8 protein-coding genes, 1 pseudogene and 1 other annotated feature are annotated in these 16,026 nt (G+C 29.9%); of the genes and pseudogenes, 2 read left to right on the plus strand and 7 right to left on the minus strand.

Going from position 1 to position 16,026, the window contains the following annotated elements:
• Positions 1-109 precede the first annotated feature (109 nt).
• The 3 genes and pseudogenes from LQK79_RS01875 to LQK79_RS01885 all read right to left on the minus strand — a co-directional run bounded on the left by LQK79_RS01875 (position 110) and on the right by LQK79_RS01885 (position 6,308).
• Positions 110-955 (minus strand): polysaccharide deacetylase family protein, encoded by an 846-nt coding sequence (locus LQK79_RS01875; RefSeq protein WP_053242883.1) that lies wholly within the window; start codon positions 953-955, stop codon positions 110-112.
• A 1,339-nt stretch (positions 956-2,294) separates the two neighbouring features.
• Positions 2,295-3,581: pseudogene (locus LQK79_RS01880) on the minus strand (bifunctional folylpolyglutamate synthase/dihydrofolate synthase); the annotation flags it as partial.
• A gap of 84 nt (positions 3,582-3,665) precedes the next feature.
• Positions 3,666-6,308: a valine--tRNA ligase gene (locus tag LQK79_RS01885; protein WP_231015277.1), complete on the minus strand. Its 2,643-nt coding sequence runs from the start codon at positions 6,306-6,308 to the stop codon at positions 3,666-3,668.
• An 80-nt stretch (positions 6,309-6,388) separates the two neighbouring features.
• Positions 6,389-6,612 (minus strand) — a binding site (T-box leader).
• 152 nt (positions 6,613-6,764) lie between these two features.
• Here LQK79_RS01885 and LQK79_RS01890 point away from each other — a divergent pair.
• On the plus strand, positions 6,765-7,316 hold the full coding sequence (locus LQK79_RS01890) for an RIO2 family protein (RefSeq protein ID WP_231015278.1): 552 nt from the start codon (positions 6,765-6,767) through the stop codon (positions 7,314-7,316).
• 300 nt (positions 7,317-7,616) lie between these two features.
• On the opposite strand, the gene LQK79_RS01895 is transcribed toward LQK79_RS01890, so the two are convergent.
• A complete protein-coding gene (locus LQK79_RS01895; RefSeq protein WP_231015279.1) occupies positions 7,617-11,891 on the minus strand; it encodes a 2-hydroxyacyl-CoA dehydratase in 4,275 nt (1,424 codons plus the stop codon).
• A gap of 378 nt (positions 11,892-12,269) precedes the next feature.
• Here LQK79_RS01895 and LQK79_RS01900 point away from each other — a divergent pair, with 378 nt between their 5' ends.
• A complete protein-coding gene (locus tag LQK79_RS01900) occupies positions 12,270-12,623 on the plus strand; it encodes a tetratricopeptide repeat protein (protein WP_053242885.1) in 354 nt (117 codons plus the stop codon).
• Between the two features lie 98 nt (positions 12,624-12,721).
• Here the strand turns inward: LQK79_RS01900 and LQK79_RS01905 are convergent, their stop codons facing one another.
• Genes LQK79_RS01905 through LQK79_RS01915 form a run of 3 tightly spaced genes read right to left on the minus strand, consistent with a single transcriptional unit; the run spans position 12,722 to position 15,815 of the window.
• Positions 12,722-13,897 (minus strand): transglutaminase-like domain-containing protein, encoded by a 1,176-nt coding sequence (locus LQK79_RS01905; RefSeq protein ID WP_053242886.1) that lies wholly within the window; start codon positions 13,895-13,897, stop codon positions 12,722-12,724.
• Between the two features lie 18 nt (positions 13,898-13,915).
• Positions 13,916-14,563, minus strand: a complete 648-nt coding sequence (recX, locus tag LQK79_RS01910) for a recombination regulator RecX (protein WP_053242887.1) — start codon at positions 14,561-14,563, stop codon at positions 13,916-13,918.
• Position 14,564: 1 nt separating this feature from the next.
• Complete coding sequence (locus LQK79_RS01915; RefSeq protein WP_231015280.1) at positions 14,565-15,815, minus strand: M16 family metallopeptidase; 1,251 nt, start codon at positions 15,813-15,815, stop codon at positions 14,565-14,567.
• Positions 15,816-16,026 lie beyond the last annotated feature (211 nt).

Consider the following 16,026-nt stretch of genomic DNA (forward strand, 5'->3'; position numbering starts at 1 on the left):
CCCCGCGTTCCTAATTTGCAACTATTCTTGGTTAGCTACTGTTTCCTAAGAAAGTTGTTTATTATTGTTCTAGAAGGATAATGGGCTAAAGCCCAAGCCCCGCGTAGGTTTACTTAAATACTCCAAAGGTGTAGCCTTGGCTTTTAAGGTATTGTATTATTGTTGGAAGAGCCTGTACAGTAGTAGTCTTCGCAGGTGCATCGTGCATCAATAAAACCACAATCTTTTCTCCTCTTACATCGTTTTTTACATGATTTATGAGGTATTCTACAGGTTCAAGATTTCTATCTGCATCGCCCGTCATAGCATTCCAGTTAAGGAACCTATAACCGTTTTGCTTTACTGCATCTCTATAAGGTTCAAGCCTTTTTTCACTCTCAAATGCACCTCCGGGAAATCTCATAAATTTTGAGATGTATTTATCACCAACTATGTTTCTAAGTATTCTATCACATTTGTTTACATCATCTATAAAACCTTGAGCAGATCCTCTGTATCTTAGTGGATGACTATAGGTATGGTTAGCTATAGAATTTCCTTCCTCTACTTCTTGTCTTACAAACTGGGGATATCTCTCTGCATTTTGACCAATTAAAAAAAATGTTGCATTTATATTATTTTCTCTAAGTATATCTAATATTTTTCTTGTATTATAAGATGGTCCATCATCTATAGTCAGGTATACTATCTTCTTCTTACTATCTTTTTCAAGTCTCCATGGTTCAAACTCTCCTGGCTCACTATTAACCTTAAACACCTCCATTCCACTTCTTACATTAGTTTTATTTTCTTTTTTTACTACCTTTTTAACTTGGACATTTTTAACTTCCGCATCTACCTTGGATTTTTCACTATAATATCTTCCAAATTGAAAAAAAGCTTTCCAACAACCTACAGCGATAAAACAGGTTAAGACAATAAATATGATTCCTTTTTTGTTTTTCAATAAATTCACCTTCTATATGCAAAGTATAACTAAAGGGTTACCGTACCGAAACTTAAGTTATACATGTTTCAAAATGCATGTTCTAGGCATTATGATGCATGTATAACTTAATAGTTGAGTCGGTAACCCTATAAAGATAAACCACCCTGAAACTTAAAATTTACTTGTGCCAAAATGCCGTCTTCTGAGCATTATTGTACAAATTAATTTCAATAGTTGAAGCGAATTATCTACAGAGAAACTACTTTAAACTTAATTTATATATCTTGTTTCAACTATTAATTAAAAAAATTATAAAACTCATATAAATTTATAGTTAAACTTGTTCCACATATATAATACCACTCAACATTATAATAAATATGTACAAATTTATTACAATATAATTACAACATAATAAATTTGATGTTATCCAACATAATTAAAAAAATCACAATGCAAATACTATACTTTTTTTCTAGCTTTAAAATGAAACACAAATAAGTATGGCTATTAAAGTATCTTTAATAACCATACTTAAACTGGCTTTATTATATTAACGAACAAAAATTAAAATTTTACATTATTTTATTTTCGTATATAAATTTACAGCATATATCATGTTAATTAATGGAGATTCTGAATTTTCAAGTTCCCTGGCAATAGACATTTTACTGCAGCTTTCTATAAACTCCATAATGCTCCAATACCTCAATGGCTTTAACACATCTATAATTCCCTTTTCCCTAGTTGGAATTATAAAACTTACTACTTTTCTTTTGGCATCTTTATCACCTATTATTTCGTCTCTATATTCTTCAATAAGTTTAGCTGCTTTTTTAAACACCATCGATGCTTCTCCACCATTAAACTTACTCCATAAAAGTAACAGCATAGCTCTTATTATTTTATTTTTTTCATTTATATTTTCAATTATAGGAAAATCCTTATTTTCTCTACATAATCTATATAGATATACAATTTTTAAGGTAACGCTAAAGTTATTCCAATTCTTTTCGATGAAGTCCCAATTAAGCTTCCATAACATTTCTAATTTATCATACAATTCAATATTATCAAACATTATGCTTTCTACACATTGTTTTAATAATTCTATATTATCTTCATCTCTTAATAAATTTACTTTTATAGCTTGAGGTCTTCTATTTTTATAGTTCAATCCTTCCTCAAAGCTAACAACTCTACCCTTAGTTAGTTCTCCTACATTACAATGAATATGATTTTTATTAAAATATATATCTTCCTGACCATCTCTCATTATAAATCCAAAATCATTAAACTTTTTTATTCTAGGATTATATCCGCCAAACCATTTTATGATTCCTATATTTCTACTTTTTTTGTTTACAATAACTTTTCGCATATCACCTATCATATACAGAGAGCCACATACAAGAATTAAATCTCCATTTTCATAATACGAAACAGCCTTATCATAAGCTTTGTCATATTCCCTTTCCCACTCACAATTTGCATTATATCTTTTAACCACATTACATAAATCCTCTGCAGTTTCTGCCCTATCATTATTAGGAGCAACTGTTATAACTTTATATGCATTTTTAGCTATTATTTCAACCATATTCTCGACTTGCTTATCAGCCAATATACCAAGTATTAATATTATTCTATTGTATTTAAAATAAGTACGCATGCTATCATCTAATTTTTTAATTCCATCAATATTATGTGCACCATCAATAAGTACAATTGGATTAGTACTTATTATTTCAAGTCTCCCTTTCCATATAACGCTGGAAAGTGCCTTTGTTATATGTTCCTTTTCAATTTTAAGCCCCATATCCTTAAGCTTTTCTGCTGCATAAACCGCAGTTGCACAATTTAAAAGTTGATGAGTTCCTAGAAGAGAAAGCCTGATATCATATTCATTTTTTAAAGTTTTTATAATTATATGCTGAAAATATTTGCTTCCTTCTACCTCAGTTTCTATATAATGAGCAGAATTCTCCCCAACATTTATAATGTCCACATTTTTATTCTTAGCAACATCATTTATTATATCATTAGCTTCTTTTACTTGAGGATATAAAATAAGTGGAACCCTTTCCTTTATTATTCCTGCTTTCTCATAGGCTATTTTACTTAAAGTATCTCCCAATATATTCATGTGATCATAGCTTATAGACGTTATTACCGTTAAAATTGGTTCTATTACATTGGTGGCATCAAATCTTCCTCCAAGCCCAACTTCAATTACTGCGTAATCTATTTTTTCAATATAAAAATAAAGGAAAGCTGCGCAGGTTATTATTTCAAACTCTGTAGGATATTCCTTGCTTTCTTTTTCAACTTTTTCAGCAGCTTCTTTAACTTTTTCTATTATATTGCACAATTTCTCTTTAGGAATATTAACTCTATTTATCTGTATTCTCTCTTCAAATTCCTCTATAAATGGTGATGTATACATTCCAACTTTGTATCCTGCATCCATTAAAATCTCCGATATCATTGCTGTTGTAGATCCTTTTCCATTTGTACCTGCTATATGTATACATTTGAGTTTCTTATGGGGATTATCTAAAAACTGTAAAAGTTTTTCTATTCTTGAAAGTCCCAAAACACTTCCAAATTTCAAAGTGCTGTGTATGTAACTCATAGTTTCTTCATAAGTCAAAAAAATCACCACCAAATTATATAATAATAAGTATATAGGCATACACCCATATACTTATTATATTGTAATAAATATTAATACATTTTACAAGGTATTTATTCTTTCTTCTACAGCGTTAAGCATCTTTTCATATTTTTCGCCTTTTGCCTTTTCTTCATCAACAACTGCTGCAGGTGCTTTTGATACAAATCCCTTATTAGAAAGTTTTTTATTAACTCTTTCAATTTCCTTAGTTAATCTTTCCTTTTCCTTATTTAATCTTTCAATTTCTTTCTCTCTATCTATAAGATCAAAAAGAGGTAGGAATATTTCTGCTCCTTTTGTAACTGCTGATACAGCATTTTCTGGCACATCATTTTTTGACTTTATAAACATAACTTCTACTGCAGAAGCTAATTTTTCGAAATAACTCCTTCCTTCTTCAAAAGCTTTCTTAGTCTCATCTCCTGCAAGTATTATTACCTTAGCTTTCTTTGAAGGTGGAACATTCATTTCGGCTCTTACATTTCTAATAGCTTTTATAGCTTCTATTACATAATTCATAGCCTCCTGAGCAGTCCCATCATTAAGCTTTTCATCATATTCCGGCCATTTAGAAATACTTATTGATTTACATTCACCACCAAGATGTTGATATATTTCTTCAGTTATATAAGGCATAACTGGGTGAAGTAATTTAAGACCTATTGTAAGAACATTATAAAGCACATTAAAGGCAACACCCTTAGCCTTTTCATCATCACCATACATTGCAGGTTTTACAAGTTCTATATACCAATCACAAAATTCATTCCACATAAAATCATAAACTTTTTGTGCTGCTATACCAAGCTCAAATTTATCTATATTTTCAGTTACTTCCTTTGCAAGACTATTAGCCTCTGACATTATCCACTTATCAGCTAAAGTATACTCCTTGCAATCCTTGTATTTTTCCATTATATTCTTATCGAGATTCATTAATACAAATCTAGATGCATTCCATACCTTGTTTGCAAAATTTCTCGCTGCTTCAACCTTTTCAGTTTTATATCTTATGTCATTTCCTGCTGAATTTCCTACTATAAGAGTAAACCTAAGTGCATCAGCACCATATTCATCTATAACATCAAGTGGATCTACTCCATTTCCAAGTGATTTTGACATTTTTCTTCCTTCTGCATCTCTTACAAGTCCATGAATATATACATTTTCAAAAGGAATATCATTCATATTGTGAATTCCTGAGAATATCATTCTTGCTACCCAGAAGAAAATTATATCGTAACCTGTAACAAGTGTGTTTGTTGGGTAAAAATAATCCAAATCTTCAGTTTTGTCTGGCCACCCCAAAGTTGAAAAAGGCCAAAGTGCCGAACTAAACCAAGTGTCAAGAACATCTTTATCTTGCTCAATATTTTTGCTTTTACATTTACTGCACTCGCAAGGTGTTTCAACTGATACTGTTATCTCACCGCAATCCTTGCAATACCATACTGGAATTCTATGTCCCCACCAAAGTTGTCTTGATATGCACCAATCTTGAATATTTTCCATCCAATTATAATAAATCTTGTCAAATCTTTCTGGTACAAATTTAGTCTTTTTGTTTCTTACAGCTTCTATAGCAGGCTTTGCAAGTGATTCCATTTTTACATACCATTGTTTAGAAATCATTGGTTCAATTACATTCCCACATCTATCATGAGTACCAACGTTATGAACGTGTTCTCTAATTTTCACAAGTGAGCCTGCCTTTTTAAGATCTTCTACCATTAATTTTCTTGCTTCATATCTATCAAGTCCTGAATACTTTCCATAACCTTCTGCTATAGTTCCATCATTATTCAAAATAACTATTTCAGGGAGATTATGTCTCTTCCCAACCTGATAATCATTTGGATCATGTGCAGGTGTTATTTTAACTGCTCCTGTACCAAATTCCATATCAACATAATTATCTGCAATAATTGGTATTTTTCTACCTACAAGCGGAAGTATAAGAGTTTTTCCAACAAGATGAGTATATCTTTCATCCTTTGGATTTACTGCAACAGCTGTATCGCCAAGAAGTGTTTCTGGTCTTGTAGTAGCAATTTCAATACATTCATCGCTTCCTTCAACCTGATAGTTAATATGCCAGAAAAAACCTGATTGCTCTTCATATTCTATTTCAGCATCCGATAATGCAGTTTGGCATTTAGGACACCAATTTGTTATCCTGTTACCCTGATATATAAGACCTTCATCATATAATTTTACAAATACAGTTTTAACAGCTTTATTCAATTTTTCATCCATAGTAAAACTTTCTCTTGTAAAATCAGCTGAAACTCCCATCTTTTTAAGCTGAGTTCTTATTCTGCCTCTATATTCATTAGACCATTCATGTACTTTTTCTAAGAAGGCTTCTCTGCCAATTTCTTTTTTCTTAATTCCTTTTTTTAATAGTTCCTTTTCAACTTTAACTTCTGTAGCTATACTTGCATGATCTTCTCCTGGAAGCCATAATGTACAGTAACCCTGCATTCTTTTTGTTCTAATAAGAAAATCCTGAAGTGCATTATCAAGAGCATGCCCTAAATGCAGTTTTCCTGTTATATTTGGAGGTGGCATTACTATACTATATGGTTTTTTTGATTTATCTACTTTAGGTGTGAAAAAGCCCTCGCTTTCCCAATAATCATATATTCTTTGCTCAAATTCTTTAGGATTATACGTTTTTGCAATATTATTTGATTCATCCATATAAAAAATCTCCTTTCTTAATTGTGAAGTACATTGGAATTGTGTACTAAAAAATACAAATAAAAAAAACACAGCAATCCAAAAAGGACGACTGTGCGCGTTACCACCTTTATTCTTGAAATGTAACATTTATTTTCAAGCTCTCAATACATAACGGTGAGATTCACCGCTTCTATCTACTATAAATTTCAATAGAAGTGCTCCGAAGCTACCTTCAAAGTAATCCACATAGGAAGCCTTTCAGCAAGCTAACTTCCCTCTCTAGATGTTTTATACTTCTACTCCTCTTCATCTAAGCATCTTTATAAAATAACCATGTATATATTATAGACTATTTTAAACTTATGTCAATATATTTTAATATAAAATAGTGTAACACTTGTCTATTATTTTTTATACTCTAATATTAAGGTACTTAATTTACCACTTACGTGAGATTAGAAGAAGGTGTAAAAATTGAAAGAAAAAAAATGCCACACAAATGCTATTATAAGACTAGATGAATGTACTTTTCTTGGTAAAGGTCATAGTGGCAGTGTATATCTTATGAACGACGGCAGAGTCGTAAAAATATTTAAAAACCCAGAAACATGTAAAGAAGAATATTATGTATTAAAAAAGCTCATAAATGGTCCATATTATCCAAAACCATTTGAATTTCATAATCATTATATGATAAGGGAATATATCGGCGGAACAAATATATCAGAATATATCAATAAGCATGGTGTTTCAAAAAAATTAATTATAGAGATCATTAATTTCCTATGTTATATAAAAGAAAATGGTTTTAAAAAAATAGATGTAAGATTTCCACATATATTTGTTCAAGAAAATACTTCAATAAAGGTCATAGATCCCAGAAATTCATATACCCAAAAAACCTATTACCCTAAACATCTCATTAGGGATTTAACAACCGTAAACTCACTCGATTTATTTTGGAATGTTTTAAAAGAAAAAAGACCTGACTTATTTAAAAAGTGGTATAGAAGAGTGAAAAAATAATATTTCCGCATATTAAATAAAGAGGTTATATCACTAAAATAATTATTTAATGATGAATAAAAAAGTTGTCAACCCTAAATCAGAGTACAGATAAGAGAGTACATTAAATGTCATATTACATTCGTTCAATAAGTTGAACATCATACTAGATTTTTTATATGACTTTAGATTTATTTGGCGTGAGGAGGATAAATAACCTTCACTATACTCTGTCATCTGTACTTCGTAATCTGATTTAATGGCTTAACAATTCTTATAAATTACGATTGAATTAATTTTTACAACAAATATTTACTTGTTTTACCTATTTCTAAAGGCTGCTATCTCTTGTTTTGAAGCTGTTTCAAGATTATTATCATTATTTAAATTCTTAAATGCTGTAGATAGCATAAGTTTTATTCTATTAAGCTGGTTGACTTCACTTGCACCTGGATCAAAATCTATAGGTGATATGTTAGCCTTAGGATACCTTCTTTTAAGTTCCTTAATCATACCTTTCCCAGTTACATGATTAGGCAAGCAGGCAAATGGTTGCATGCATATTATATTTTGTGTACCGCTTTCTATAAGTTCTACCATTTCTGCTGTAAGGAACCAACCCTCACCAGTCTGATTTCCAAGGGAAACTATATCAGACACTCCTTTTGCAAGTTCTTGTATAGCTTTAGGCGGCTCAAATCTTTTACTCTTAGCTAATGCAGCTTTCATAGGTTTTCTAAACCATTCTATAGCCTTAATCAAAAGATCACTAATAATTTTAGCTTTTTTTGAAGTACCTAAATACCTATTTTTGAAAGTCTCATTGTACGCACAATAAAATATAAAATCCATAAGATCAGGCATAACTGCTTCTGCACCTTCAGCCTCAATAGTATCTACAATATTATTGTTTGCTGTAGGATGAAATTTAACAAGTATTTCTCCAACAAGACCAACCTTAGGTTTTTCAACGGGATTTATTTCAAAATTATCAAATTCATATACTATATTATTAACATTATTTTTAAAGCTTTTAATTCTCACATTTTTAACATCTTCTTTGCAAATTTGAACCCATTTGTTATAAAGACTATTGGCAGAACCTTTTATTTTTTCATAAGGTCTTACTTTATATAAAACTCTCATAAAAAGATCACCATATAATATGGCTTTAATTGCTTTTATACCAGTTGAAACGGAGTAAGTAATTCCAGGGTTACTTTCTAGCTTCTGAGCACTTATTGCAATCACTGGTACATTCTCAAAACCTGCTTCCTTAATTGCTTTTCTTATAAATCCAATATAATTTGTTGCTCTACATCCTCCGCCAGTTTGAGAAATAAGAAGTGAGGTATTATTAACATCATATTTCCCTGATTTAAGAGCCGCTATCATCTGCCCTGTAACTATTATAGAAGGATAACATGCATCGTTATTCACATACTTTAATCCCTCATCAACACAATCCTTGTCAACAGATGGAAGCACATCAAGATTATATCCCTCGCTCCTAAGAGCTTCCTCTAAAAATTGAAAATGGATTGGTGACATTTGTGGACAAAGTATAGTATGTTTCTTCTTCATCTCTTTTGTAAAAACTAATCTTTTAGTAGGTTTATTTATTCTTTTAGGTTTCACATGATTAGCTTCTCTTTCAGCCATAGCTGCTTTAAGAGAACGAATTCTTATTCTTACAGCACCTAAATTATTTCCTTCATCTATTTTTATAGCAGTATATATCTTACCAAAATTCTGAAGTATTTCTTGTACTTGGTCTGTAGTTACTGCATCGAGTCCACAGCCAAATGAGTTTAATTGAATTAGTTCTATATTATCTTGTGTTGCAACAAAACTCGCTGCTGCATAAAGCCTAGAATGATATACCCACTGATCCACAACTCTAAGTGGCCTTTCAACATTTCCAAGCTGTGCAACGGAATCTTCAGTAAGTACTGCCATTCCATAACTTGTTATGAGTTCTGGAATACCATGATTTATTTCTGGATCTATATGGTATGGCCTTCCTGAAAGAACTATACCCTTTTTACCTGTTTCCTTTAAATATTTTATAACTTCTTCTCCCTTTTTTCTTACGTCGCTTCTTACATTTTCTTGTTCATCCCATGCCTTACTTACAGCCTCTTCTATTTCATTTTTTGAAATTCCAAATTCATTGAACTCCTCATAAAGTCTTTTCTTTAATTCTTCTTTATCATCTAAAGCCACAAAAGGATTTTTAAATACTATACTTTCATCTCTTAGTCCATCAATATTATTTTTTAAAACTTCAGCATAAGAAGTAACAATAGGGCAATTATAATGATTATTAGCACCATTCTGCTCTTTCTTTTCATAAGGCACACAAGGATAAAATATAAATTTAATTCCCCTTTTCATGAGGTTAATTATATGTCCGTGACTTAATTTTGCTGGATAGCATACTGATTCAGAAGGTATTGTATCCATTCCATTTTCGTATATTTTCTTTGATGATCTAGGAGAAAGTTCAACTCTAAAACCAAGTTCTGTGAAAAATGTAAACCAAAATGGATAGTTTTCGTACATATTTAAAACTCTTGGTATGCCAACCACACCTCTTTTAGGATTTTTAAGTGGAGTATAGCCAAATATCCTTTTGTACTTATAATCATACAAGTTTGGTATGTCATTTTTCTTTATATCATTTCCAGCTCCTCTTTCACATCTATTACCTGTTATAAATTTTCTTCCATCAGAAAACCCATTTATAGTTAAAAGACAATTGTTAGCACACTTTCCACATCTCCTCATAGAAATCTCACTATTAAAGTTTTTAAGATCTTCTTTCTTTAAAATAGTAGTTTCATAGCCGCTAACATATTTTTCTTTAGCTATTATTGCTGCTCCAAATGCTCCCATAAGTCCTGCAATATCTGGTCTTACAGCTTCTCTTCCAGATACAAGTTCAAATGCCTTAAGTACAGCATCATTATAAAAAGTTCCTCCCTGAACTATCACTTTATTTCCGAGTTCTTCTGGATTTCTAACTTTTATAACCTTAAATAGAGCATTTTTTATTACGGAATACGAAAGCCCTGCTGATATATCTCCTACTTTAGCTCCTTCTTTTTGGGCTTGTTTAACTCTTGAATTCATAAAAACAGTGCATCTTGATCCTAAATCTACTGGATTTAAAGATTTGAGCGCCACCTTTGCAAATTCTTCAACAGTCATATTTAAAGACTTTGCGAAGGTTTCAATAAATGAGCCACAGCCTGACGAACATGCTTCATTTAAAGTAACAGAACTTATAACTCCATCATTTATTCTTATGCATTTCATATCCTGTCCACCAATATCAAGTATGAAATCCACACCAGGAAGAAAAAAATCGGCAGCTTTATAGTGAGCTACTGTTTCAACTTCACCAATATCTACGCACAATGCTGCTTTAATAAGTGCTTCTCCATATCCTGTAACAGCACTATTTACAATGTTAGCATCAGCTGGAAGTTTTTCATATAAATCTTTAAGTATCTTTATGGTAAGCTTAAGAGGACTTCCCTCGTTACTTCCGTAATAAGAATACAAAAGAGTACCATCTTTCGATATAAGTGCCGCTTTAGTAGTAGTTGAACCAGCATCTATTCCTAAAAAACATTCCCCTTTGTATTCTTCAAGCTTTTCAGTTTTTACTTTGTTTTTACCATGTCTCTCTTTAAAACTTACATAATCATTTTCATCTTTAAATAATGGTTTTAATCTTTGAACTTCATAGGTTTCCTTATTATTAAGCTTTAAAAGTCTTTTTTTAACTTCCTTAAAACTAATAAATTCTTCATTTTCAGCTGCTAAAGCTGCACCCATTGCAACAAACAACTGAGAATTTTCGGGAAAAATCACTTCATTTTCTCCTAAATTTAAAGTTTCTATAAATCTCTGCCTAAGTTCAGAAAGAAAATATAGTGGTCCTCCTAAGAAAGCAACTTTACCTTTTATAGGCTTTCCACAAGCAAGTCCACTGATAGTTTGATTAACCACAGCCTGAAATATTGATGCTGCAATATCCTCTTTTGCTGCTCCTTCATTTAAAAGTGGTTGTACATCTGTTTTAGCAAAAACACCGCACCTTGCAGCAATTGGATATATGCATTTATGGCACTTTGCAAGTTCATTTAGTCCAGCTGCATCTGTTTTAAGAAGCGTTGCCATTTGATCTATAAATGCACCAGTTCCACCCGCACATGTACCATTCATTCTCTGCTCAACAGCCCCACCAAAATATGTTATTTTAGCATCTTCTCCACCAAGTTCTATTGCAACATCAGTTTCTGGAATTAATCTTTCTATGGTTTTTGTGCAGGCAATTACCTCTTGTGTAAAACCAATATTAAGCCACTTTGAAACTGATAGTCCTCCTGAACCAGTAACCATAACTTTTACATTTTCATCTTTAAATTTATCATAAGCTTCTGTTATAACCTCTACAATAGTCGATTTTATATCAGAAAAATGTCTTTTGTATTTATTATATATAATATCTTCATTGCTATTAAGCATTACAATTTTTACAGTAGTTGATCCTACATCAAGTCCCAATTTAAAAATATTATTCATTTTTACCTTCCTATCACATAATTTTATAATACAAATTTTCTAATAGAATTTGTTTAAAATATACAATATATGGTGCTGTTATTTTTGTCTTATACCCTATTTTGCATTAATCAATATAATAGTCCTGCAAGCAAATTAATTATAACACATAAATTTATAAAACAACAAGATTATAATTACTATTTAAAAATAACTATTATTAAAAAATTTGTCCCTCTTTTTATTAATTTATCAAATTGTTTATGTTTTCGTAAGTTGAAGCATTTAAAAGTTAATAATTGAACTGTTAACATTATTAAATAAAATTCCATTGAATATTATTACATATTTTGGTTATAAATTATTATGTAAGAACTACTTTAATTAGGAGGAAATTATATGGTTTATTTCGATAAAGGCATAGAATATTACAACAAAAAAAACTACAAAAAAGCTATAGAAATGTATTGTAAGTCAATTGAGATGAAGGAAAATGAAACTGCTTCAATGTATAATGCTGCAGTTTGTTTTATAAAATTAAAAAACTATGTAAATGCAATTTCACTTATAAGAGCAGCTTTAGAAAGAAAAAAGGATAGTAAATACTATTTCAATTTAGGTTACTGCTACGCAATGCTTAAAGAAAGTAAACTAGCCTTAATATACTTCAACAGATCTTGGGCTCTTAATAATGATGACACAGAATGTGAAAAAGCAATAAATATCTTGCTTACAAAATTAAAGTCAGCTTAAATAAAACTTATAATAAGTGAAAGATCTTACCAAAGCTTTACGTCATTAAATCTTTCACTTAAAATAACTTTTCTCTACACCTCACCCATTATTCATTTTTACCACTCGCCTACAATTTTAGCATCTTTATGATCTATTGAAAACATAGTTTTATTAAAGTAATTTCCACCCTTCGCAAAGGTGGTATCAACATTTATCCATTTACCACTTTCCGGTATATATACTTGGTTCCATGCATGACTTACCCATGAAACCCCATTAAATCCTTGTCCAGTTATAAGCCTTACTTTAATATTGTTAGCCCTTGCCATCGCAACATACAAACAAGAATAATCAAAACATATACCCTTTCTAGTATTAAATGTATAAATAGCTCCTGATTTTACATCATAATCATTATTAAGAACTAAATTTGCCTTATTATAATCATACGATATATTGTTTCCTATCCAATCATATATCTTTCTTGCCTTATTTTCAGTACCAGTTTCGTTAAAAACAAGATTTCTAGCAAAATTGTCAATTTGGCTATTTGAAGCTACTCCTTCATCAAGAGTTACACCGTTATAATAAACAATGGTTCTTCCAGTATCTATACTGTTGCCAGAGGCATTATCACTAGGTACAATAATTTTATCCTTTTGTTTATATACAACTTTAAAAGAATTATCTATAATCGATGGTAATTTTTTAGCTAAATTTGAACTTGTAACTGGCAAAACTATTTGCTTGCATAAGTACCCATATACTTTAGATGCTTGTAGATATTTATCTAAGTTTTTATTTATATTTACCATAGATAAAATATTTAGTACAAACAATATTGTAATAAGATAGCATATTGACCTTGGTACTTGTACTACTGCACCTAATATCCTTTTTACAAAGCTATTTTTATTAGAAATCATTCTATCTATTCCATCAAATAATCTATAAAAAGTAATTTTATTTATAAAATTAAATGCCGTCCTAATAATAATATAAATTAAATACACTAATATAGGTATAACTACAAAATATAATACCATTGGTTTTTTTTCTATGAAGCTGTATACATTCGTCGGTAAAAACTTATATATCTTATTTATATTGCCAATTAAAAGTAATTTAGAATATCTTACCCCTATAAAGATTGCGGCTATAAAAGCTATGCTATTTACAACTCCTTCCCAATCCCTTTTAACATCATAGGAAGAAAACTTAAACAAAAATCCTTTTAAAAGTGGATATGCAAAGCAAACAACTATAAAAATAGTTACAGGATTTATTTTCAAATAAAATCATCTCCTACATTATTCAAAATCACTACTATTAAACAACTCATTTGAAACTAATTTTATTTCACTCCACGAATATCCTTTTCTAAGCAAATAGTCATATAGCTTTTTTTTCAATTTAACTAATTCTAAATTTTGCTTTTTAAGACTAATATACTTTTTTTCAGCAATCTTCTTTAATGAATTTATATATTCGTTCTTATCTTCATCATAAAACTCAAAGCCCCTATTTATAGAACTTTCATTTATTCCTTTTTTAAGTAAATTAAACTTTATTTTTTTCTTTCCATCTACTTTTAGTTTTTCCTTCATGTAACATTTTACATATTTATCATCATCTACAAAGTCATATTCTCTAAGAAAAATCATCACTCTATCGATTGCACTCTTATCAAAACCTTTTTTCTCTAATTTGCCTATCACTTCTTTTTCCGTTTTTAAAGTCCTCTCTATAGCTTTAAGTGCTGATTCTTTACAGTAAATATAATTATCCTCTTTGACTACTTCTTTAATATAATCTAAATCTATATCAGCACCTTTTTCTAAATTATATCTATATACTAACTCCATACTGCACGAAAAAGAATAATCCTCATTTATATATACATTTACTCTTTCTTTTTTATTTTTTTGTGCTTCAATTTTAGTTATAATATGCTTCAATCTAATCACTTTCCTTTGAGGTCAATATATGAATAGTTGGATCATTCAAAACTTTATTAGCAACTACCATTATATCATTGCAATTTACCGAATCTACATTTTTTATATCTTCCAAAAATTCATATATACTCTCTCCATCCAAACACTGATGAAGTGCATAATTTGACAAATCTGTAGTATCTTCTATTGTAGACACCACAGCAGTTTTAAGCACCTTCTTCATAACTGCAATAGACTTATCATCAATAAAATTTTTCTTATTTTTTACTTTTTCAAGACACCTGTCTATGCATCTAGCAGCATCATCAATATTGCTTTTTCTAACAGCCGTGTATATATACATTGTCTTTATATTTTTTGAAGTATTAAGTTCAGAGTATATATCATATGCAAGTCCCTTTTTTTCCCTAATCTCTCTAAATAAAATGCTGTTAGCACTTTCACCCAACTTATAATTAAGTATTTTTAAAGCCATTTCTTCTATCCTTGTTAAATTGTGAAATGTAAACATATATATTATAGTACTTTGCTCTATATCATTTTTATATGATATCTTCTTCAAAGGCAAATTTTTTTCAGCTAAAACACTTCTTTTTATTATACTTTTTTTATTCCAGTTGTCAAAATATTTTTTTACATTGAGTATAACTTCTTCATGTTCTATATTAGAAACTACAACAATAGAGCAGTTATTAGGAGCATAATACTTTTTATAAAACTGAATTATATCCTGTCTGGTAAATTTGTTTATATTTTTTTCACTGCCTATAGTATCATATTTTAGCGGTCCATTTAAAAATCCAATTTCATGAATCTTATTAAAACTATAATCTTCAATATCATCCTTTACACTTCTAATTTCGGATAATATTACCTCTTTTTCTTTATTGAATTCTTCTTTATCAAAAACAGCATTTTTTATCATATCAGAAAGAAGATATAAACTTCTGTTAAATTCTTCATTCAAAGCAGTTACACTATATACTGTACAATTATAGTCAGTATATGCATTGTATTCTCCCCCAAGTTCTTCAAATGCCTCGTTTAACTGTTCATTATTCATATTTGATGTTCCCTTAAACAGCATATGTTCAATAAAATGTGATATACCTTTTTCCTTATCATCTTCATAAATTGATCCTATTTTAACTCCAAAATGTAAAGAAAATAATCTAGTATTTTTTTTGATGGATATAATTTGGAGACCATTCTCCAGTTCAAAGCTTTTTAGATCTAAAATGTTTTCTTCCATAAAATCTCCCGTCTATTGATGAGCCACTTTAACTGCTGAAATTTAAGCTTTAAATGGATCATCCATCCAAACACAAATTAAATTTTTATATTTTCATAGATAAATTATACTCTAAAATAGTACATACATTCAACTATAGATAAACAAGTTGAAAAGTAAAAATTAGTAATAGTAATTTTTACCATAAGCAATAGATTTGATTTGAGCTATG

Origin of the sequence: Clostridium guangxiense, from assembly GCF_021043395.1 — a bacterium.
Lineage (GTDB): Bacteria > Bacillota > Clostridia > Clostridiales > Clostridiaceae > Clostridium_S > Clostridium_S guangxiense.

Coding starts and splice junctions, on each gene's coding strand:
- LQK79_RS01885 (WP_231015277.1), bottom strand. CDS start 6,308: ATGGATGAATCAAATAATATTGCAAAAACGTATAATCCTAAAGAATTT.
- LQK79_RS01895 (WP_231015279.1), bottom strand. CDS start 11,891: ATGAATAATATTTTTAAATTGGGACTTGATGTAGGATCAACTACTGTA.
- LQK79_RS01900 (WP_053242885.1), top strand. CDS start 12,270: ATGGTTTATTTCGATAAAGGCATAGAATATTACAACAAAAAAAACTAC.
- LQK79_RS01915 (WP_231015280.1), bottom strand. CDS start 15,815: ATGGAAGAAAACATTTTAGATCTAAAAAGCTTTGAACTGGAGAATGGT.